Consider the following 20,076-nt stretch of genomic DNA (forward strand, 5'->3'; position numbering starts at 1 on the left):
CCACCGATAAGCTGGGCGGAGTGCCCCGGCTGGAAACCGTCCGCCGGAGCTCATTTTTCCGGGGGTTATCGCACGTGTTGTGGCCATTTTCGCTTGCCGGCACCGCTCCAGGCTGGCTGGTTGTGGTGCTGGGTATCGCCGACCTGGTGATCAGGGTGCTGGCTGTGGGCATCATTCCCGGCAACAGGCGGCCCACCACGGCCATGGCCTGGCTCCTGGGTATCTTCTTCGTCCCGTTCGTGGGCATCATCCTGTTCCTCCTGTTCGGCAACTTCAAACTTTCCAGCCGCCGGAGGGAGCAGCAGCAGCAGGTCAACGAAAGGGTGCGGGCCGGGATCTCCTCCCTCGCCGACGTCGAAAGCGACTACCCGGGACCTGAATGGGTCAAGTCTGCCGGTGAACTGAACCGCAGGCTGGGCTCCCTGCCCATGGTGGACTGCAACTCGGTGGACCTCATCCCCGGCTACCCGGATTCCCTGCTTGAAATGACGAACGCCGTCCGCAAGGCGAAGAAGTTCGTCAACGCCGAGTTCTACATCATGAGCACGGACCACATCACCGACGAGCTCCTGGAAGCCATGGAGGAAGCCGCGGAACGGGGCGTGGAAGTCCGCGTGCTGTTCGACCACATCGGCACGCTCCGGGTGCAGGGCTACCGGAAGCTGCTGAAGCGGCTGCGCGCCGGCAAGATCCAGTGGAAGCGGATGCTTCCGCTGCTGCCCATCCACGGCCAGTGGCGCCGGCCGGACCTCCGCAACCACCGGAAGATCATGGTGATCGACGGCGAAATCGCCTTCACGGGGTCACAGAACCTGATTGAGCCTTCCTACAACAACCCCCGCCACCGCAAGGCAGGCCGGGAATGGGTGGAGCTGATGGCTTGCCTGCGCGGGCCCATCGTCACCACGCTGAACGTTGTTTTTGCCACCGACTGGCTCAGCGAGACGGACGAATCGCTGGAGCACCAGCTGCAGCTCCCGGCCAACACGGAACCGGGGAACGTCACCGCCCAGGTGGTTCCCAGCGGCCCGGGGTTCATCACCGAGAACAACCTGCGCCTGTTCAACACCCTGATCTACTCGGCCCAGCACCGGATTTCCATCTGCAGCCCCTACTTTGTGCCGGACGACTCCCTGCTCTACGCCATCACCACAGCTGCCCAGCGCGGCGTGGAGGTGGAGCTGTTCGTGTCCGAGAAGGGCGACCAGTTTCTGGTGCACCACGCCCAGCGGTCCTACTACGAGGCCCTGCTGGAGGCCGGCGTCCGGATCTACCTCTACAAGGCCCCGTTTGTACTCCACGCCAAGCACTTCACCATCGACGACGAGGTGGCGGTCCTCGGCTCCAGCAACATGGACATGCGCTCCTTCTCCCTGAACCTGGAGGTATCCGTGATGCTGCTGGGCGAAGACATCGTCACCAAGATGCGGGCGGTGGAGGACACCTACCGGGACATCTCCCACGAGCTCAAACTGACGGACTGGATCAACCGGCCCCTGGCGGCCCGCTACGTGGACAACGTGGCGAGGCTGACCGCCACCGTCCAGTAAAACCTAGGAGTTTTTGTCCACTTGTGCAGGGTTTGCCGGTCCTGAAGCCTGCATATCTGGACAAAAACTCCGGGGATCAGGCGTCCGGAAAGTCCGCTCCCAGCGTGGAGAGGACACCGAACGCCTTGGTGCGGATTTCCTGGTACTCGTCCTCCGGATCTGAATCCGCGGTGATGGCACCGCCGACGCCGAGCGTCAGTTCCGCTGTTCCGTCGCCCCGGGCGTTGATCACCAGGGTCCGGATCGCGACGGCGAGGTCCGTGGCCCCGTTCAACGAAAAGTAGCCAATCGCTCCCGAGTAGACCCCGCGGGCGCCGCCTTCCAGGCCGTCCAGGATGGCCATGGTGCTGATCTTGGGTGCGCCGGTCATGGATCCGGCGGGGAAGCAGGCGGCCACGGCCTCGGCGCGGGAGGAGCCGGGCTTCAGTTGCGCGTCGATGGTGCTCACCATCTGGTGGACGGTGGCGTAGCTTTCAATGGCGCAGAGCCTGCTGACGGTCACCGAACCGGGGACGGCGAAGTGGCTGAGGTCATTGCGGAGCAGGTCCACGATCATGATGTTTTCGGCGCGGTCCTTCAGCGCGGTGGCAAGGTCGGTTCGAAGTTTGGCGTCCTCGGCGGCGTCTGCACCCCGGCGGCGGGTTCCCTTGATGGGCTCGGCGCGCATCCCGCCGTCGGCCGCGATCTTCAGGAACCGTTCGGGCGAGGTGCTGGCCACCGTGAGGCTGCCCAGGCGCAGGTAACTGGCGAAGGGTGCGGGATTCCTGCGGCGCAGCGCCAGATACGTGGTCCATGGATCCAGGGCATCACCCGGTATGTCCGCGGACAGGGCAGTAGTCAGGCAGACCTCATAGGAGTTCCCCTCGCCGATCTGGTGCTGTGCCGCAGAGATTTTGGCCAGGTACTCCGCGCGGGTGTCCCGGCTGCGGAAGGCCGGCGCTGCCGGGAGGACGACGCCGTTGCTGCCGCCGGCTTGCGCTGCCGGCCCGACGGTTTCCACGGCGGCCCGCGAGTGGACCAGCCAGTCATCGGAATCGGGGGCGTCGAGTGCCAGGAGCCAGGCGGCTCCTTCCGCATGGTCCAGGACCACGGCCCTTCCGGCGAAGATGAGTGCGGCATCGGGGGTGGGGGAGGGAAGGTCGGTCCCGCCCGTCTCGCGCTTGAGTTCGTAGCCCAGGCAGCCTAGCCAGCCGAGCGCGAAGCCGCCTGGGTACGCATCGGGAATGTCGACGGCGGAAAGCCCCCATACGGTGTCCAGCCAACGGAAGAAGGGGCCCTGCACGGTGGCGGTGGCGCACCCCGCGCTGAGCAGGCTGTGGCCTGAACGGTGCGTTACCGACTGGCCGAACGTGCCGCCGTCGTCCGCCATGATGCTGAAGCGGCTGCGCGCCGCAGCCTCCCCGGCATCCGTGTCCGGGGCAGCTCCTGCGTTCGAGGAGTCCAGCCAGACGGCGTTGGACGAGCGGCCGTAGAGGGAGTCGAAGAGTCCCGCGGCGTCCGGACGGACGTCCAGCCGTTCCGCGCGGAGGCGCAGTCCCCGGCGTGCTGACAACTCCGGTGCCAGGGCGGGGGCCAGCGCCGGAAGGTAGGGGAGGACCTGCAGCACGTCGGCCGGTGCCGAGCCGTCGGCGGGGTTACGCACGCGGATGTCGGCATCGAGGGGGACGTTGTCCGCCGCGAGCCACTCCTCTTCCTGCGCCGCCCACTGGTCCCAGAACGGCTCATAGGTTTCGCCGTCCCGGTCCAGCGCCCGGGTCCGGCGGACGTCGTCCGGGGCCTCGGCCCAGATCACCGCGCTCAGCAGGGGGCGGGCCGCTGCTGCTGCCGCCCCCACGCCCTCCACGATGACGATCTCTGCCGGAAGCGTCACCCGGGGTTCGCCGTCGTAATGGTTCTCCCAGTCCCAGCAGACCCAGGAGGCAGCCTCCCCACGGCCCAGGGGCGTGAGCACCGTGGAAACATACCTCTCGATGCCCGCCGCCAGTCCATTCCATCCGGGGTATATGTCCTCGAGGTGGAACAGTGACACCTTGTGGTGGGCGCGCAGCCGGGCAGCCAGTTCGACGGCGAGCGTCGTCTTCCCAGCGCCGGAGCGTCCGTCAATGGCGATGATGACGGGGGCTGGGCTCATGGAGTAGAGCGTACCTTTATCCCTGCCGGGCTTTCATCCGCGGGTTCTTCTTGTTGATCACGAACGTCCGGCCGCGGCGCCGGACAATCTGGGCTCCCGGGATCTTCTTCAATGCGCGAAGTGAGTTGCGGACCTTCATGGTGTGCTCCTTGTGGGTTGATTGTTTTGTTGGTACTGGTGCGGGATTGAAGCTCAGCTGGCCTGTTCGAGGCCGAAGGGGTCGTGCAGGCCCTTGCCTGACGCCAGTTCCTCGTCGGTGAGCTGGCAGGAAGTGAGCAGGTGCTCGAATTCCGCCGCGTCGAGGTCCTCGCCGGTGGCCGTGATAACCGTGGCGGCAGGCGCCGGCATTCCGCGGCCGGCAGGGACCTCCATTGGAGGAACGTCGTCCCACGCCCCGGTATTCTCGAGCCAGATCCGGGGGCCGACGCCCTGGATCGCAATGCGGCATTCGGGCGCCGAGGCTATCCAGAGGTGCCCGCGCACCACGCAGCAGCCTTCCGCCAAGGTTGCCAGGGCCTGGCGGAAACGTCCGGGGTGCAGCGGCCGTTCAACGCGCTGGACAACAGTCATGAACGGTGAAGCATCGCTCGTTTCTGCGCCCCCGGTCCGTTCTGCGCCCATCCCATGCCCTGGCCCGGAGGGCACTGTTCCGGGTTCCGTCCGGGCCAGCGACTCCAGGTAATGGTGACGTCCCGGGCGGATCTCACCTGCGCTGGACGCCAGGTCCGCGTGGGTGCAAGCTGCCGGACCAGGTGCAGGCCCCGCTCCCGGCCCGCCGGGTGCGCTGGCACGATGTCCGGTTCCGTCGACAGGACGGTATCCGCAAAGGCCAACTCGCCGATGAGGCATTCGCCGGGAGTCCGCTCATCCTCCACCATGGGCGTGAAGCCGGATTCGAACAGCGTATGGGAGTCCCAGATGTGGTCCTCCAGCGCATCCGGAGCCAGCGCGAGGATCACGGAAGAGACGGTGGCACGGTCCGCCAGTTTGCCGTTCAGCGCTGTAACGGCTGCCTGCGCAGGGGTGGCCGGTGCCAGTCCGATGATGATGGGACCCGGGGTTCCCTTTCCCTGGCTGTCCTGGATCAGACGCTCAATGCCGGGCACCAGGTCCAGGCGGACGGCGCAGCTCAGGCACCCGTGCTCCAGGAAGGACTCCCCGCGTTCAATCTCGCCGGCCCCGGTGGAAGTCCGCCGGACCACGATTCCGTTTTCCAGCAGGTCGTGAAGGACCACGAGGCTTCCGGGGCGGGCGGCCGCCAGGTCCTCGCAAGCCTGCTGGCGGCAAAGGGCATCCAGGGAAGTGACAACGATGAGCTCCATATGCCCAGCCTAGTTGAGAATCATTCTCAACTACAAATGGAGGTTCGGAGTTTGGCCCAGGTTCGGGTCAGTGGTCCTGCCGCTGCAGCTCCGCGCTGCGGAGCACGGCTGACTTGATGTGGTCCACGACGCCGGGGAGTGCTGCGTGGATTTGATGCCAGACGGCGTCGAAGTCGGCGTGTCCGCCATACCAGGGGTCCTCGATGCCCTGGTCCAGGAGGTCCAGGCCCGCCACTGCGGGATCGAAGCTGCGGAGCATGCGGATCTTTTCCAGCGACTCCTGGTCTGGGGCGGCTTCGCTGAGCCAGGCGTAGTGGTCGATGTCCAGCGCAAGGATCAGGTCCCTGGAGTGGAACCAGTCCAGCTCCCATTCGCGGGCGACGTGCTGCTCCGATAGAAGCTGGGTGGCGGCGAGCCTGCGGGCGGCCCGGGGATCGATGGGGCGGCCGGCCTCGTAGCCCGTGGTTCCTGCCGAGTCCACCGCCACGAGGTGGTCCAGCCCCTCGCGTTCAAGGGCCGCGGCGAGCATGAGCTCAGCCATGGGGGACCGGCAGATGTTGCCGGTGCAGACGGCGATGACGCGGTATGGGCTCGACGCTGAGTTCATGAAACCAAGCATGCGCGCTATCGGCCCGATTGGCCAGAGGAGTGATTCATATTGCGTGACAGGCTTGTAAAGAAGTTTTCCCGCTCCGTCACGGATGCTGGCTGCGTGGGCGGCCTAGTGCATGACGGCCAGGAGGATGCCGACGCCGACGAAGAGCACCCCAAAGACCTTGCTGAGGACCATCTGTCCACGGGCTGAATGCGTAAACCGCTGGAAGGACCGGGCAGCTGCAGCGAAGAAGAACCACATCACCAGGATGTCGATTGCAATAATCGTGGCCGTCAGTACGGCGTACTGGGCGAGGAGCGGCTGTTCAGGCCTGATGAACTGGGGCATGAACGCCAGGAAGAAGATGATGGCCTTGGGGTTGAGCAGGTTTACCCACAGTCCCCGGCGGAAGATGGACCAGGCAGGTTCGTTCCGGAGGGATGCGGTTTGTTGCTCTTCGAGATTGGGTTTGCTCAGGAATTGCCTGATGCCCAGGTACACGAGGTAGGCGGCGCCGGCGAAGCGGATGACGTTGAAGGCGACGGGTGAGCTTGCCACCAGCACTCCCACGCCGAGCGCCACGATCACCACGTGGATCACCAGTGCTGCCTGCTGTCCCAGGATGCCCCAGATGGACCGGCGGAACCCGGCGTTCAGGGAATTGCTCATGGTGTTGATGGCTCCGGCGCCGGGCGTGAAGCTGATGAGGGCTCCGGCGCCCACCAGGGCGAGCCAAAGGGAGAATTGCACCATCCAAGTTTAGTGGCCGTTGACGCTGCTCAATCACCTGTTTGACCTGCCTGCGGGCCACAACTGCCCTACTGCGAGTGCGGCCGCCTGGACATGTACCGGCTCATGCCCTGGCGATGACCTCACCGTTGGGGATCAGGAACCACCCGTCGTCGGTGGAGCCCCAGCGGTGCCACCCGGCCGAGATCCGGGCCAGGTCCGCGGGATTGGCGAAGCCGTATTCCAGCGCCTGCTCCGCGAAGGCGGAATGAAGCACGCGTTCCCCCCACACGCGCGCCTGCCACCGGCGCTGCTGGCTTGTGGCATAAAGCCAGTTGCTGCTGGAGGGTGCCACGTCGGTAAATCCCGCCGCCTGCGCCCAGCTGACCAGCCTCCGGCCGGCGTCGGGTTCCGCCCCGTTCCGCCGCGCGATGCGCTGGTAAAGCTCCATCCACTCGTCCAGCTCCGGAATGGCGGGATACCAGCTCATGCCGTGGAAATCTGCGTCTCGCACGGCGACGATGCCGCCGGGCTTGGCAACCCGCCGCATCTCACGCAGCGCCTCCACCGGGTCCGTAAGGTGCTGGAGCACTTGGTGGGCGTGGACGACGTCGAACGTCTCATCCTCGAAGTCCAGGTCGTAGATATTCCCGGCCACGAAGTCCACGTTGGAAACCTCGCGTTCCATGGCGAGCGCCTTTGCCTGGGCGATGATGTCCGGTGACCGGTCCAGGCCCGTCACCTTCCCCGGCGCCACCAGAACGGCGAAGTCGCACGTGATGGTGCCCGGGCCGCAGCCGACGTCGAGCACGCTGGCTCCGGGTGTGAGGTGCGGCAGGACGAACGCTGCCGAATTCTCGGCGGTCCTGGCGGCATGGGCGCGGACCACGGATTCGTGGTGGCCGTGCGTGTAAACGTCGTCTTCAGGCTGCTGCGCACTCATAACCAAACGCTACCCCGGGGCGGGTGTGTCCGGCAGGCCAGCGGAAGACTCTTCGCGCGCAGCAACCGTGGCCTCCACCATGGCGGTCATGAACCGGGTGACAGTATCGAGCTCGTCAGCCGAGAACCCGGCCATGGCGCTGCCCATCTGGCGGGCGAGCGGAGCGAAGATGGCGCCGCCTTCCTGGAATGCCTTGGGCGTCATCCTGAGCTGGACCTGCCGGCGGTCCGAGCTGTGCCGCTCACGGGTCACGTGTCCGGAATGGTCCAGCCGGTCGATCAGGGCGGTGGTGGCGGGGGAGCTGAGGTGCAGTTCCTTCCGCAGGAGCCCCGGCGTGACCACATTCCCCTTGGCGGTGTGGCGCATGATGACGGCCAGCGCGTTGAGGTCTGTCCGGTGCATGTCCTTGCGGCCGCCTGCTGTGTCCACGTAGCGGTTGGCCTCGAGCGTGAATTCCTGCAGGAGGCGGACCAGGGGATGGGGCCCTCCGGCAGCCCCGGGAGGGCCGCCTTGCGGTGCCGGGCCGGTGCCGTCTTCCATGTCCACCTCCTGGTCGTCCCGATGCTTGGCCGCTTGCAGTGCAAACCGCGCATTGCGTACTGACGGATATTAATTCAGCGGCTGAGGCCCCTGATTACCGCGGAATGATGAAAAAGCTAGCCAGGCGCTTATCTCCATGATGGAGATACTCTAATATGGAACCAATGTTACTCCCCGCCCGTCGTCCGGAAGGCATCATGAAACACAAATCCGCAGGAACGGAACGCGTCCCGTTCTGGCTGCGCTGGCTGCTCCCCGTCATCCTGGTCCTGACGTGGCTGGCGCTCGCCGGCGTAGGAGGCCCCACTTTCGGCCGCCTCGAAGAGGTATCGTCCAACGACCAGGCCTCCTTCCTTCCCGCCAGTGCCGAGGCCACGGCCGCCCAGGACTGGCAGGCGAAGTTCCGGGACTCGGACGAGGTGCCCGGCGTGATCGTGATCGAGGGCAACGAAGCCTTCACCCCGGCCCAGTTCGGCGAAGTGGCGGGCCTCAAGGCGGAGCTGGAAGGGCTGCAGCTTGGCAGCGCAGTTGTGGGCCCGATTCCTTCCGAGGACGGCAAGGCGGTCCAGTTCATCGTGCCGATCGATTCGTCCGCGGAGGTCAAGGAGGCCGTCCAGGAGCTGAGGGACACCGTGGCCGAGTCCGCGCCGGCAGGAATGCAGACCTTTGTGACCGGCCCGGCCGGACTCGCGGCGGACCTTACAGCTGCTTTCGCCGGGATTGACGGAATCCTCCTCCTGGTGGCCCTGTCTGCGGTGTTTGTGATCCTCCTGATCGTCTACCGTTCCCTCCTGCTGCCCATCATGGTGCTCCTGACCTCCGTCTTTGCGTTGTGCGCGGCCATCCTGCTGGTGTTCGGCATGGCCAAGGCCGGGTGGATCCAGCTGAACGGCCAAAGCCAGGGCATCCTGTCCATCCTGGTCATTGGCGCCGCAACGGACTATGCACTCCTCTACGTGGCACGGTTCCGGGAGGCGCTGACCCATACCACCAACCGCACCGCGGCCGTGCTCACCGCCTGGAAGGCATCCTTCGAGCCGATCCTGGCCTCCGGGGCCACCGTGATCATCGCCTTGCTGTGCCTGCTTTTCTCCGACCTGAATTCCAACAAGGCCCTTGGCCCCGTGGCTGCTGCCGGCATTCTTTGCTCCCTGTTCGCGGCCCTCACGCTGCTTCCGGCCCTGATGGCGCTCCTGGGCCGGGCGGCTTTCTGGCCGTTCCGCCCCAAGCTGGTCCCGGCGGAAGACCGTGAACCCGAGCTGGTGACCGGGCTGGAGGGCCAGAAGGGGCTGTGGCGCGCCACCGGATCCCTGGTCTCCCGGCGTCCGCGTGCCGTGTGGATCGCCTCGGTCCTGCTGTTGCTGGTCGCCTCGGCCGGCGTCCTGCAGCTCAAGGCCAACGGTGTTCCGCAGACAGACGTCATCCTCACCGCCTCCAACGCCGTGGACGGCCAGGACGCCCTGGCGCGCCACTTCGACGCCGGCAGCGGCAGCCCCGCCGTCGTGGTTGCGGACCAGGGCAAGGCGCAGGAGGTTCTTGACACAGTCAAGGCGGCCGACGGCGTAGGGGACGCCTATCTGCTGGCCCAGGGCAGCGTACCCATCACCGGGGCCCCCGGCGCTCCCAGCGCCCCCGATGTCCGCGACGGCAAGGTGCTCATCAACGCCACCCTGAACTCCGCCGCAGACTCCCTGGAAGCCGAGGAAGCGGTGAAAGCCCTGCGCGAGGACGTCAAGGCCGTGGACCCGGACGCCCTGGTGGGCGGCGTGACCGCGACGGCGCTGGATACCAACACCACCGCCCAGCGTGACCTGGTGATTATCATCCCCGTGGTCCTGGTGGTCATCCTCTTCATCCTGATGCTGCTGCTCCGCTCCGTCCTGGCGCCGGTGCTGCTGGTGCTCTCGGTGGTGCTGTCCTACGCGGCAGCCATGGGCGTTTCGGCTTTCGTCTTCAACAACATCCTGGGTTTTCCGGGCGCAGATGCCACCGTTCCGCTGTTCGGTTTCGTGTTCCTGGTGGCCCTCGGGGTGGACTACAACATCTTCCTGATGAGCCGGGTCCGTGAGGAATCGCTGAAGCACGGCACCCGCCCCGGCATCCTTCGCGGCCTGGGCGTCACCGGCGGGGTCATCACTTCCGCCGGAGTGGTCCTGGCTGCCACCTTCGCCGCCCTGGGTGTCATCCCCATCATGTTCCTGGTGCAGCTGGCGTTCATTGTGGCCTTCGGGGTGCTGCTGGACACCGTGCTGGTGAGGTCCCTGCTGGTGCCCGCCCTGGCGTACGACATCGGCCCCCGCATCTGGTGGCCCAGCAAGCTGGGGCGGCAGGAGGTTGCGGAGCGGCCGGACCGGGATGAAGCCCTGTTGGCCAAAACGCCTGCTGGATAGACTGCACTTGCGCCCGCATGGACGCGGAACTCAAAGGAGAGATGCACCATGACCGAGAACCAGGAATCCCCGGCCGAGCAGCCCCGCAAGGGAAGCACCGCCCCCGGGCTGGAAGGCGAGGGCGGGCAGTACGTGGACGGCGACTACGGTGATGCCGGGGCGGTGGGAGAGCCCGCCGGGAACCTTGAGGACGGCGAGTACCCGGACGGGGACTACGGTGACGCCGGCACTTCCGGTACAGCCCGCGAAGCCGATGCAGTCCGGGAAGAGCGGGACCCCCTGCACGACCGGCGCGACAGCGAGCGGTAGCACCTCAACACAAAGCAGGACGGCGGCGGTTCTCCAACAGCGAAATCGGAGAGCCGCCGTCGTCCGCGTTTAAATGCTGTTAGGCGCGCCAATGCTGGCGTGAGAGCTGATCCATGGGGCAGCTAAGGCGCAAAGTTGAGCGTACCTCACTCAACTCGGTGTTGACATCAAAAATGCCCTGAGTAAAGTTGAGTGCAGAACGCTCAATAGCGGGCGCCAACCAGTTTCCAAGGAAAGAAGGAAGCAACACATGTCACGTGCAGTAGGTATCGACCTCGGAACCACCAACTCCGTCGTCTCCGTTCTCGAAGGTGGCGAGCCCACCGTTATTGCCAACGCTGAGGGTGGCCGCACCACGCCGTCCGTCGTTGCATTCTCCAAGTCCGGCGAAGTCCTGGTGGGCGAAATCGCCAAGCGCCAGGCCGTCAACAACATCGATCGCACCATCGCCTCGGTGAAGCGCCACATGGGCACCCCCTGGACCGTCGCCATTGACGACAAGAAGTACACAGCGCAGGAAATCTCTGCGCGCACGCTCATGAAGCTGAAGAACGACGCCGAGTCCTACCTCGGTGAAAAGGTCACCGACGCCGTGATCACCGTCCCGGCGTACTTCAACGACGCCGAGCGCCAGGCAACCAAGGAAGCAGGCGAGATTGCAGGCCTGAACGTCCTGCGCATCGTCAACGAGCCCACCGCGGCAGCCCTGGCCTACGGCCTGGACAAGGGCAAGGAAGACGAACTCATCCTGGTCTTCGACCTCGGCGGCGGTACCTTCGACGTCTCGCTGCTGGAAGTGGGCAAGGACGAAGACAACTTCTCCACCATCCAGGTCCGCGCCACCGCCGGTGACAACCGCCTGGGCGGGGACGACTGGGACCAGCGCGTCGTTGACTACCTGCTCAACCAGCTCAAGGTCAAGGGCATCGACCTCTCCAAGGACAAGATCGCCCTCCAGCGCCTCCGCGAAGCCGCCGAGCAGGCCAAGAAGGAACTCTCTTCCTCCACCAGCACCAACGTCTCCCTCCAGTACCTGTCCGTCACCCCCGACGGCCCGGTCCACCTGGACGAGCAGCTGACCCGCGCCAAGTTCCAGGACCTCACCAAGGACCTGCTGGAGCGCACCAAGAAGCCGTTCCACGACGTCATCAAGGAAGCCGGCATCAAGCTCTCCGACATCGACCACATCGTGCTGGTCGGCGGTTCCACCCGTATGCCCGCTGTCTCCGAGCTGGTCAAGGAACTGGCCGGCGGCAAGGAGCCGAACAAGGGTGTGAACCCGGACGAGGTTGTGGCTGTTGGCGCAGCCCTGCAGGCCGGTGTCCTGAAGGGCGAGCGCAAGGACGTCCTCCTGATCGACGTCACCCCGCTGTCCCTCGGCATCGAAACCAAGGGCGGTGTGATGACGCACCTGATCGAGCGCAACACGGCCATCCCCACCAAGCGGTCCGAGACCTTCACCACGGCTGACGACAACCAGCCGTCCGTTGCCATCCAGGTCTTCCAGGGCGAGCGCGATTTCACCCGCGACAACAAGCCGCTGGGCACGTTCGAGCTGACCGGTATTGCTCCGGCTCCGCGCGGCGTTCCGCAGGTTGAGGTCACCTTCGACATCGACGCCAACGGCATTGTCCACGTGTCTGCGAAGGACAAGGGCACGGGCAAGGAACAGTCCATGACCATCACGGGCGGTTCCAGCCTCTCCAAGGAAGACATCGACCGCATGGTCAAGGATGCCGAGGAGCACGCAGCCGAGGACAAGGCCCGCCGCGAGGCAACCGACACCCGCAACACCGCCGAGCAGCTCGCCTATTCCGTGGACAAGCTGATCGCGGACAACGCCGACAAGCTGCCCGAAGAGGTCAAGACCGAGGTCCAGGCCGACGTCGACGACCTCAAGAAGGCACTCGAAGGCACCGACGACGCCGCCGTGAAGGCCGCCTTCGAGAAGCTCCAGGCTTCCCAGGGCAAGCTGGGCGAGGCCATCTACGCCCAGGCCGGTTCACCGGACGGTGCCACCGGCGCTGCAGGTGCTGAAGGCGCTGCGGGGTCCGCTGCCGGTGACAAGACGGGTTCAGCCGCGGGCGATGAGGACATCGTTGACGCCGAGATCATCGACGAAGACGAAGCGAAGAAGTAGCCATGCCCCATCACGGTAACGAGGAAGAACACAACACTTCCACCGACCACGATCGCGCGGGCCAGAAGGGTGACAGCCATGAGCCGGTCATCCGGGACAACCGCAAGGTTGACCCGGTGACGGGGCAGGCCCGGCACCCTGAAGGGGGCAGCAGCTCCCACGGTGCAGGTTCGGCTTCCGGCACGGATTCCGACGGCGACGCCCTGGCCCAGGCTGAGGAGATCCTCAACGGCGTCGAGGTGCCGGCAGAAGAATCCGTGGCGCAGGGTTCCGCTGGAACGGGTTCGGCCAACGCTGAGGCGGCCGAGCTGCGGAACGACCTCCTCCGGCTGCAGGCCGAGTACGTCAACTACCGCAAGCGCGTTGAACGCGACCGCGCCGTGGCAGGGGAAATGGCCGTCATCGGCGTCCTGAACTCCCTGCTTCCGGTCCTGGACGACGTCGACGCAGCCCGCCAGCACGGCGACCTGGCCGACGGACCGTTTGCCGCGATCGCCACCAAGCTGGAGAACGCACTGAAGACGTACGGCCTGGTCCGCATCGACGAGACCGGCGTGGAGTTCGATCCCACGATCCACGAGGCCCTGATCCAGCAGCCCGGCGAGGACATCGAGGTTGACACCGTCAGCCAGGTGCTCCGCTCAGGCTACAAGTCAGGCGAACGCGTCCTCCGCGCAGCACAGGTCATCGTCGCAGTACCTGCGTAGCATTACTTTCGGTGGTTGAGCCGGCCAGTTTCCGGTTGGCTCAACCACCGACCCATAACTTTTTGAAAGGAAACGCCATTGGCTAGCCAGGATTGGGTGGACAAGGACTTTTACGCGATCCTTGGTATCGCCAAGGACGCTTCCGACGCCGACATCAAGAAGGCATACCGGAAGCTCGCCAGGCAGCACCACCCGGACACCAATGCGGGCAACGCTGCGTCGGAGAAGAAGTTCAAGGACATCTCCGAGGCCTATTCCGTGCTCTCGGATCCCGATGAGCGCCAGCAGTATGACGCCATCCGGGCCATGGGCGGCGGCGCGCGGTTTGCGCCGGGCGGAACCGGGGCGGGCAGCGCCGGGTTCGAGGACATGTTCGGTGGCCTGTTTACGGGCAACACCGGCCGGCACGCTGGCGGGTTCAACCCGTCCGCGGGCGGCATCCCGCCGGAGTTCGCTGACCTCTTCGGCGGCGGCTTCGGCCAGACCGGATTCCAGCGGACCCCGCAGAAGGGTGCGGACCGCACGGCCTCCACGAGCATTTCCTTCGCCGGGGCCATCCGCGGCACCACCATTGGCCTGCGGGAACCCAGCGGCGAAGTGATCGACGTCCGGGTGCCCGCCGGTATCAAGGACGGCCAGAAGGTCCGCGTCCGGGGGAAGGGCCAGCCTGGCGCAGCCGGTTACGGGGACCTGATGGTGTCCGTCGCCGTCCAGCCGCATGCGTTCTACACGCGCGACGGCGACAACCTCCGCATCCACGTCCCCGTCACCTTCCCAGAGGCTGCTTTGGGAGCGGACATCGAGGTGCCCACCATCGACGGCGAAAAGGTGCGGGTCCGTGTGCCGGCCGGTACGCCGTCGGGCCGCACCCTGCGGGTCAAGGGCAAAGGCGTGAAGACGTCCAAGGGAACCGGCGACCTGCTGGTGACCATCGACGTCGCCGTTCCCAAGAACCTGAACAAGGAAGCCGAAGCCGCGGTCAAGGCGTTTGCCGAGGCCACGGCCGGAGCCGATGTCCGTGAGGGCCTGGCCGCCAAGGCCCGGTTGTAACAGGGGAGGTGTGCTGTGGACGTCAGTGCTGACCAGCCTATCTTCGTGATTTCGGTCGCGGCTGAACTCGCGGACATGCACCCCCAGACGCTCCGGCAGTACGACCGGCTGGGCATCGTCTCGCCCAGCCGTGCGCCCGGCAAGTCCCGCCGCTACTCGCAGCGGGATATCAACATGCTCCGTGAAGTGCAGCGGTTGTCGCAGGAAGGCGTCTCGCTGGAAGGGATCAAGCGGATCCTGGAACTGGAGAACCAGGTGGCCGCCCTGCAGGGCAGGGTTTCGGAACTGACCGAGGAACTTGGCCGGCGCCGGCAGCCGCTGGACGCCCGGATCTTCGCGGCGGGCGCTGCCGGCGACGTAGTGAGCCTGGCGCGCGGCCAGCGCCCGCGCCCGCGGTCGCAGGCCGTGGTGCTGTGGCGGCCGCGTGCCATCGGCAGGTAGGTACTGCGCCTGAAGGAACCGCCGGTGGACCCTGGCCATCAACGGTGCCCTGGTTTATGTCCGCCCAACGAGCCAAGATTACGGCCCGGAACGTTTCCCCACGTTAACTTTCATTCCATCCATTCCGTGCCATCAGGCCGCTTTTCCCGCGGACACCTGCATCTGGGCAGCCACCATGAACCGGGACGAAACGGTTCAGAAACCAACCGCCGCGAAACCGAAACAATCCGCTCCTACATTCATCGCAAGTGGTCTCTTCCCGGGACCTCGGAGGCGAGCCGCTGCCCCAGGCAGCGGCGGAGTGAGAAGCAGGTACACATGAAGGTTTCGGTTCACAAGCGCGCTTTCCTTCCCCTTGCGGCGGCAGCCGTGGCCACAGCTTTGGCGGGCTGCGGCAGTCAAATTGCGGATCCGGCATCCGCGGGCTCCACGGCCAGCACCGGTACGTCCTGTGTGGACACCTCGGGCGACAGCATCAAAGTGGGCTTCATCAATTCCTTGTCCGGCACCATGGCCATCAGCGAAAGCACAGTGTTCGACTCCCTGACCCTGGCTGCCGAGGAAATAAACGCATCCGGCGGCGTCCTGGGCAAACAGCTCCAAGTGGTCAGTGAGGACGGCGCCAGCGAACCGACGAAGTTCGCCGAGCGCGCCGGAAAACTGATCCAGCAGGATTGCACCGCGGCCGTATTCGGCGGCTGGACCTCGTCAAGCCGCAAGGCCATGCTTCCCGTCTTCGAAGCCAACGACGCACTGCTGTTCTATCCGGTGCAGTATGAAGGCCTGGAGTCATCGAAGAACATCTTCTACACCGGGGCCACCACCAACCAGCAGATTATTCCGGCCCTTGACTACCTGGCCGAGCAGGGAACTACGTCGCTTTTCCTGGTAGGCAGCGATTACGTCTTCCCGCGGACCGCCAACAAGATCATCCAGGCCTACGCCGCCGCCAAGGGCATCGAAATCCTTGGGGAAGAGTACACCCCCCTTGGCTCCACGGAATTCTCCACCATTGTCAACAAAGTCCGGGATTCGAAGGCCGATGCAGTCTTCAATACCCTCAATGGCGACAGCAACGTGGCGTTCTTCCGCCAGTACAAAAGCGTTGGCCTGACAGCGGACACCATGCCCGTCGTCTCGGTTTCCATTGCCGAGGAGGAAGTCCCCGGGGTCGGCCTGGACAATGTGGAAGGGCAGTTGACCGCATGGGACTACTACCAGACCCTGGACACCCCGGCCAACAAAAAATTCGTCGCCGCCTTCAAAGCGAAGTTCGGCGCTGAGCGGGTGACGAGCGACCCCATGGAGGCTGCTTACACCTCGCTGTTCCTCTGGAAAGCCATGGTGGAGAAGGCCGGGTCATTTGAGGTGGACCAGGTGCAGGCCGCTGCTGACGGCGTCACTTTCGAAGCACCCGAAGGCCTTGTGACGGTAAACGGGGAGAACAACCACATCACCAAGACCCCCCGGCTCGGAAAGATCAATTCTGAGGGCCTCATCGACACGGTCTGGTCCTCGCCCGAGGCAGTTGAACCGGACCCGTTCCTGGCCACCTATGACTGGGCCAAGGACCTGGCCAAGTAGCAGCCGGGAACATAGCGAAGAAAGGCCTGCTGGAATGGAACTCCTGATAGGGCAGATGTTCGCCGGGCTCAGCCTCGGTTCCGTGCTGCTCCTCGCGGCACTGGGACTGTCGCTGACGTTCGGCCAGATGGGGGTCATCAACATGGCCCACGGCGAGTTCATGATGGCCGGGGCCTACACGGCCTTCGTGGTCCAGCAGGCCATCGCGGACGCCGGCGTTTCACTGCTGGTTTCAATTCCCGCGGGTTTCCTGGTGGGCGGTGTCCTGGGGCTGGTTCTGGAAGCGGTGCTGTTGCGCCGCATGTATCACCGACCCCTGGACACGCTCCTGGTCACCTTCGGGGTGGCGCTCGTCCTGCAGCAGGCAGCACGGGACATCTTCGGCGCACCCAGCGTTGATGTGCGCGCACCAGCCTGGCTGCAGGGAAACATCGAGGTGCTGGGCGCGCCGATCCCGCTGACCCGGCTCTTTATCCTGGCGCTCTCATTGTTGTGCCTGGCCGGCCTGGTCCTCCTCCTCAGGGGAACGCCGCTAGGCCGCCGCATCCGGGCTGTTGTGCTGAACAGGGACCTGGCAGAAACCAGCGGCATTTCAACCCGGCGCAGCGACCAGTTGACGTTCTTCATCGGCTCCGGCCTGGCCGGAGTAGCCGGCGTGGCCGTTACCCTCATAGGTTCAACGAGCCCCTACCTCGGCACCAGCTACATTGTGGATGCCTTCCTGGTGGTAGTAGCCGGCGGCATAGGCCAGGTCAAGGGGGCTGTCATCGCGGCGTTCGCCCTGGGAGTGCTGCAGTCCGTCTTCGAATATTCGACGACAGCAAGCATTGGCAAGGTCCTCATCCTGATAGTGATCGTGGTGTTCCTCCAGCTTCGGCCGCAGGGCATCTTCAGCCTCAAGACGAGGAGCCTGGCATGATGGGCCTGCTGCGCGGACGGTTGGGTACCGCGGCCGGATTCACTCTCGGCGCGCTCCTGTTGCTGGGAGTTGCCCCCGCGGTGCTTCCGGTGTTCAGCCTGGGCCTGCTGGGGAAGTTCCTCTGTTTCGCGATCGTGGCAGTGGGGATAGGCCTGGCGTGGGGACGGGGCGGGATGCTGACACTGGGCCAGGGGGTGTTTTTCGGGCTTGGCGCCTACATCATGGCCATGCACATGAAGCTGGCGGACGCCTCGCTCTTCGGAGGGTCCGGAGTGCCGGACTTCATGTCCCTGTACGGCAGCGGCGAGGTGCCGGGCTGGTGGGAACCGTTCCGGAGCCCCGTTGTGACGCTGCTGGCGGTGGTGCTGATACCGGGGCTGGTAGCCCTCGTCCTGGGCCTTGCAGTCTTCAAGCGCCGCGTCAAAGGCGCCTACTTCGCAATCCTCAGCCAGGCCCTGGCAGCCGCTTTCGCGGTGTTCCTGATCGGCCAACAGGCCACCACCGGTGGTTCGAACGGGCTCAGCGGGTTCCGGTCGTTTTTCGGCTTTGACCTGAAGGACCCCAACAACAAGGTAATGCTGTACCTGATCGCGGCAGTAGTGCTCCTGCTGTCCATTGCCCTTGCACGGCAGCTCATGCACAGCAGGTTCGGGGAGCTGCTCGTTGCAGTCCGGGACCAGGAGGAACGTGTCCGCTTCCTGGGCTATGACCCGGCCACCATCAAAACGGTCACGTACGTGGTTGCCGCTGTCCTGGCGGGCATTGCAGGTGCGTTGTTCGTACCGCTCGTCGGCATCATCTCCCCGGCGGATGTAGGCGTGATCCCTTCCATCGCATTCCTTATCGGCGTGGCAATCGGCGGCCGGGCCACGCTCCTCGGACCGGTGCTTGGTGCCGTGAGCGTCGCCGCCGCCCAGTCCGCCCTGTCCTCTACCTTTCCCTCCTTCTGGGTGTACTTCCAGGGACTGCTGTTCATCCTGGTCATCGGCTTCATGCCGGGCGGGCTGGCCTCTTTGCCGTCTCTGATCGGCAGGCGGGGCAAGTTCCGCACGGCAGCATCAACGCCGGCGCTGCCGGTTGCCCCGGCACCTGCGTCCCCGGCAGCACTGCTTAAACCCGAAGAGGAAGCCGCCATGCCTGAGGAGGCCCGCAGATGACCACGCCCACCCTGCTCCCTGACGGTGAGCCGCGCGCCGGAGGGCTTCGCCATGGCCGGCCGAAGTACCTGGAAGTCCGCGGTCTGTCCGTTTCCTTTGACGGGTTCCTCGCCGTGGACAACGTCAACCTCGATGTGGTCCAGGGCGACCTGCGGTTCTTGATCGGTCCGAACGGCGCCGGGAAGACCACCGTGATCGATGCGATCACCGGGCTGGTCCCTGCCACGGGGTCGGTGAACCACACCGGCACGGAGATTCTTGGCCGCAAGGTGCATCAGGTCGCCCGGCTGGGCGTGGGGCGCACGTTCCAAACGGCCAGTGTTTTCGAGAATCTTTCCGTACTCCAAAACCTTGACATCGCTGCTGGCGCCGGCCGCGGGCCGCTTCGAATGCTCCGGCGCCGCAAGACCGTGGATCCGGCCGTGGAAGAAGCGCTGGAGATCATTGGACTCGAAGGTGCGACGGGGAAAATGGCGGGTATCCTCGCCCACGGACAAAAGCAGTGGCTGGAGATCGGGATGCTTCTGGTCCAGAATTCGGACGTCCTCCTGCTGGACGAGCCAATCGCGGGGATGAGCCAGGATGAGCGCGGGGAAACCGGGGAGCTGCTGCGCCGGATCGCCGCCAGCCGAATCACCGTAGTGGTTGAACACGACATGGACTTCGTCAGGGAGTACGCAACGTCGGTCACTGTCCTCGCAGCGGGCAAGGTCCTCAGTGAAGGAAGCGTGGCGCAGGTGCAGGCTGACAAAAAGGTGCAGGACGTTTACCTGGGGTCCTCTGGAGTGGAGGCCGCCGGTGCTTGATATTGAAAATCTGCAGACCGGGTACGGCCGCACCCAGGTAATCTCCGGGGTCAGCCTGACCGTCCCGGACGGAGCCGTTGTCTCTGTCCTGGGGCACAACGGCGCCGGCAAGACAACGCTGATGCGCGCCGTCGTCGGGCTTCTCAAACCCATGGCGGGGCGCATCTGCCTTGACGGCGAGGACATCTCGGCTCTTCCCCCGCACCGGCGGGTGGACCGTGGAATGGCCTATGTGCCGCAGGGCCAGCAGTCGTTCGGGCAGTTGTCCGTCATGGAAAACCTGCAGCTCGTAGCAGACGGGCGCAGGAACGGCGCCGAGCGCGTGGCTGAGGCGCTGGACATGTTTCCGGCGCTGCGGCCACTGCTGGCACGGCGGGCGGGGCTGCTCTCGGGCGGTCAGCGGCAGCAGCTTGCCATCGCCCGGGCACTCATCACGGATCCGCGCCTGCTGATCCTTGATGAGCCCACCGAGGGCATCCAGCCGAACATCGTGGCCGAGATCGAAGCGACCATTATCCAGCTGTCCCAACGCAACGGAATGAGTATCCTCCTGGTGGAGCAGCACATTGGCTTTGCACTGCAGGCCGCGGACAGCTACTGCGTCCTCTCAGCCGGAAGGGTTTCGTCATCAGGGGCCGGCGGCGCCGGATCCGCGGCTGACGTTCGGAAAGCAATGCTCATTTAAGTACCGGGAACTGTGAGCCGGCCGGAAATAGAGTACCCACTACTCGTGACCGCAGGAGCCCCCGGAAACTTCAATGGA

Annotated in this window: 20 protein-coding genes; 12 read left to right on the plus strand and 8 right to left on the minus strand. The window is 65.3% G+C overall.

Annotated features, from left to right (window positions below; genetic code table 11):
• Positions 1–77: 77 nt before the first annotated feature.
• The gene (gene cls / locus IEX43_RS14480) at positions 78–1,550 is read left to right on the plus strand and encodes a cardiolipin synthase (protein WP_188812176.1); all 1,473 of its coding nucleotides are present in this window, start codon (positions 78–80) and stop codon (positions 1,548–1,550) included.
• Between the two features lie 76 nt (positions 1,551–1,626).
• Here cls and pabB read toward each other — a convergent pair whose 3' ends face one another.
• The 8 genes from pabB to IEX43_RS14515 form a co-directional block, all read right to left on the minus strand.
• Positions 1,627–3,681: an aminodeoxychorismate synthase component I gene (gene pabB / locus IEX43_RS14485; protein ID WP_188812047.1), complete on the minus strand. Its 2,055-nt coding sequence runs from the start codon at positions 3,679–3,681 to the stop codon at positions 1,627–1,629.
• A 16-nt stretch (positions 3,682–3,697) separates the two neighbouring features.
• Entirely contained in the window at positions 3,698–3,820 is a 123-nt protein-coding gene (ykgO, locus tag IEX43_RS14490) for a type B 50S ribosomal protein L36 (RefSeq protein ID WP_011693081.1), read from the minus strand.
• 53 nt (positions 3,821–3,873) lie between these two features.
• Complete coding sequence (locus IEX43_RS20320; protein WP_229666473.1) at positions 3,874–4,251, minus strand: GTP-binding protein; 378 nt, start codon at positions 4,249–4,251, stop codon at positions 3,874–3,876.
• Complete coding sequence (locus IEX43_RS14495; protein ID WP_229666474.1) at positions 4,248–5,003, minus strand: CobW family GTP-binding protein; 756 nt, start codon at positions 5,001–5,003, stop codon at positions 4,248–4,250. Before IEX43_RS14495 ends, IEX43_RS20320 begins: the two co-directional genes overlap by 4 nt.
• A 67-nt stretch (positions 5,004–5,070) precedes the next feature.
• Positions 5,071–5,610, minus strand: a complete 540-nt coding sequence (locus tag IEX43_RS14500) for a low molecular weight protein-tyrosine-phosphatase (protein ID WP_188812049.1) — start codon at positions 5,608–5,610, stop codon at positions 5,071–5,073.
• A 114-nt stretch (positions 5,611–5,724) separates the two neighbouring features.
• The gene (locus tag IEX43_RS14505) at positions 5,725–6,348 is read right to left on the minus strand and encodes a LysE family transporter (protein ID WP_188812050.1); all 624 of its coding nucleotides are present in this window, start codon (positions 6,346–6,348) and stop codon (positions 5,725–5,727) included.
• Between the two features lie 103 nt (positions 6,349–6,451).
• Positions 6,452–7,270 (minus strand): methyltransferase domain-containing protein, encoded by an 819-nt coding sequence (locus IEX43_RS14510; RefSeq protein ID WP_188812051.1) that lies wholly within the window; start codon positions 7,268–7,270, stop codon positions 6,452–6,454.
• 9 nt (positions 7,271–7,279) lie between these two features.
• Entirely contained in the window at positions 7,280–7,810 is a 531-nt protein-coding gene (locus tag IEX43_RS14515; RefSeq protein ID WP_229666475.1) for a MarR family winged helix-turn-helix transcriptional regulator, read from the minus strand.
• Between the two features lie 197 nt (positions 7,811–8,007).
• Here IEX43_RS14515 and IEX43_RS14520 point away from each other — a divergent pair, with 197 nt between their 5' ends.
• The 11 genes from IEX43_RS14520 (at position 8,008) to urtE (ending at position 19,998) form a co-directional block, all read left to right on the plus strand.
• Positions 8,008–10,200 carry an MMPL family transporter gene (locus IEX43_RS14520; protein ID WP_188812052.1) on the plus strand — a complete coding sequence of 731 codons (2,193 nt, stop codon included), beginning with the start codon at positions 8,008–8,010 and terminating at the stop codon, positions 10,198–10,200.
• A 48-nt stretch (positions 10,201–10,248) separates the two neighbouring features.
• Positions 10,249–10,509, plus strand: coding sequence for a hypothetical protein (locus tag IEX43_RS14525; RefSeq protein ID WP_188812053.1), 261 nt, complete (start codon positions 10,249–10,251; stop codon positions 10,507–10,509).
• A gap of 250 nt (positions 10,510–10,759) precedes the next feature.
• Positions 10,760–12,649 (plus strand): molecular chaperone DnaK, encoded by a 1,890-nt coding sequence (dnaK, locus tag IEX43_RS14530; RefSeq protein ID WP_188812054.1) that lies wholly within the window; start codon positions 10,760–10,762, stop codon positions 12,647–12,649.
• A gap of 2 nt (positions 12,650–12,651) precedes the next feature.
• Positions 12,652–13,356: a nucleotide exchange factor GrpE gene (locus IEX43_RS14535; RefSeq protein ID WP_188812055.1), complete on the plus strand. Its 705-nt coding sequence runs from the start codon at positions 12,652–12,654 to the stop codon at positions 13,354–13,356.
• A gap of 78 nt (positions 13,357–13,434) precedes the next feature.
• Entirely contained in the window at positions 13,435–14,406 is a 972-nt protein-coding gene (locus tag IEX43_RS14540) for a DnaJ C-terminal domain-containing protein (protein WP_188812057.1), read from the plus strand.
• 15 nt (positions 14,407–14,421) lie between these two features.
• The gene (locus tag IEX43_RS14545) at positions 14,422–14,847 is read left to right on the plus strand and encodes a heat shock protein transcriptional repressor HspR (protein ID WP_188812059.1); all 426 of its coding nucleotides are present in this window, start codon (positions 14,422–14,424) and stop codon (positions 14,845–14,847) included.
• A 318-nt stretch (positions 14,848–15,165) separates the two neighbouring features.
• Entirely contained in the window at positions 15,166–16,431 is a 1,266-nt protein-coding gene (gene urtA / locus IEX43_RS14550) for an urea ABC transporter substrate-binding protein (RefSeq protein ID WP_188812061.1), read from the plus strand.
• Positions 16,432–16,465: 34 nt separating this feature from the next.
• A complete protein-coding gene (urtB, locus tag IEX43_RS14555; RefSeq protein WP_188731060.1) occupies positions 16,466–17,350 on the plus strand; it encodes an urea ABC transporter permease subunit UrtB in 885 nt (294 codons plus the stop codon).
• Positions 17,347–18,507 carry an urea ABC transporter permease subunit UrtC gene (gene urtC / locus IEX43_RS14560; RefSeq protein WP_188812063.1) on the plus strand — a complete coding sequence of 387 codons (1,161 nt, stop codon included), beginning with the start codon at positions 17,347–17,349 and terminating at the stop codon, positions 18,505–18,507. Before urtB ends, urtC begins: the two co-directional genes overlap by 4 nt.
• Positions 18,504–19,313 carry an urea ABC transporter ATP-binding protein UrtD gene (urtD, locus tag IEX43_RS14565; protein ID WP_188812065.1) on the plus strand — a complete coding sequence of 270 codons (810 nt, stop codon included), beginning with the start codon at positions 18,504–18,506 and terminating at the stop codon, positions 19,311–19,313. The genes urtC and urtD overlap by 4 nt, the downstream gene beginning before the upstream one ends.
• Complete coding sequence (urtE, locus tag IEX43_RS14570) at positions 19,306–19,998, plus strand: urea ABC transporter ATP-binding subunit UrtE (RefSeq protein WP_188812067.1); 693 nt, start codon at positions 19,306–19,308, stop codon at positions 19,996–19,998. The genes urtD and urtE overlap by 8 nt, the downstream gene beginning before the upstream one ends.
• Positions 19,999–20,076 lie beyond the last annotated feature (78 nt).

Origin of the sequence: Pseudarthrobacter polychromogenes (assembly GCF_014644495.1) — a bacterium.
GTDB lineage: Bacteria > Actinomycetota > Actinomycetes > Actinomycetales > Micrococcaceae > Arthrobacter > Arthrobacter polychromogenes.

What these genes read in the sequence shown, in the direction of transcription:
- IEX43_RS14500 (WP_188812049.1), bottom strand. Translation starts at nt 5,610, where the DNA reads ATGAACTCAGCGTCGAGCCCATACCGCGTCATCGCCGTCTGCACCGGC.
- pabB (WP_188812047.1), bottom strand. Translation starts at nt 3,681, where the DNA reads ATGAGCCCAGCCCCCGTCATCATCGCCATTGACGGACGCTCCGGCGCT.
- urtC (WP_188812063.1), top strand. Translation starts at nt 17,347, where the DNA reads ATGATGGGCCTGCTGCGCGGACGGTTGGGTACCGCGGCCGGATTCACT.
- urtB (WP_188731060.1), top strand. Translation starts at nt 16,466, where the DNA reads ATGGAACTCCTGATAGGGCAGATGTTCGCCGGGCTCAGCCTCGGTTCC.
- IEX43_RS14535 (WP_188812055.1), top strand. Translation starts at nt 12,652, where the DNA reads ATGCCCCATCACGGTAACGAGGAAGAACACAACACTTCCACCGACCAC.
- urtA (WP_188812061.1), top strand. Translation starts at nt 15,166, where the DNA reads ATGAAGGTTTCGGTTCACAAGCGCGCTTTCCTTCCCCTTGCGGCGGCA.
- IEX43_RS20320 (WP_229666473.1), bottom strand. Translation starts at nt 4,251, where the DNA reads ATGACTGTTGTCCAGCGCGTTGAACGGCCGCTGCACCCCGGACGTTTC.
- urtD (WP_188812065.1), top strand. Translation starts at nt 18,504, where the DNA reads ATGACCACGCCCACCCTGCTCCCTGACGGTGAGCCGCGCGCCGGAGGG.
- IEX43_RS14525 (WP_188812053.1), top strand. Translation starts at nt 10,249, where the DNA reads ATGACCGAGAACCAGGAATCCCCGGCCGAGCAGCCCCGCAAGGGAAGC.
- IEX43_RS14495 (WP_229666474.1), bottom strand. Translation starts at nt 5,003, where the DNA reads ATGGAGCTCATCGTTGTCACTTCCCTGGATGCCCTTTGCCGCCAGCAG.
- ykgO (WP_011693081.1), bottom strand. Translation starts at nt 3,820, where the DNA reads ATGAAGGTCCGCAACTCACTTCGCGCATTGAAGAAGATCCCGGGAGCC.
- IEX43_RS14515 (WP_229666475.1), bottom strand. Translation starts at nt 7,810, where the DNA reads ATGGAAGACGGCACCGGCCCGGCACCGCAAGGCGGCCCTCCCGGGGCT.
- dnaK (WP_188812054.1), top strand. Translation starts at nt 10,760, where the DNA reads ATGTCACGTGCAGTAGGTATCGACCTCGGAACCACCAACTCCGTCGTC.
- IEX43_RS14520 (WP_188812052.1), top strand. Translation starts at nt 8,008, where the DNA reads ATGAAACACAAATCCGCAGGAACGGAACGCGTCCCGTTCTGGCTGCGC.
- IEX43_RS14510 (WP_188812051.1), bottom strand. Translation starts at nt 7,270, where the DNA reads ATGAGTGCGCAGCAGCCTGAAGACGACGTTTACACGCACGGCCACCAC.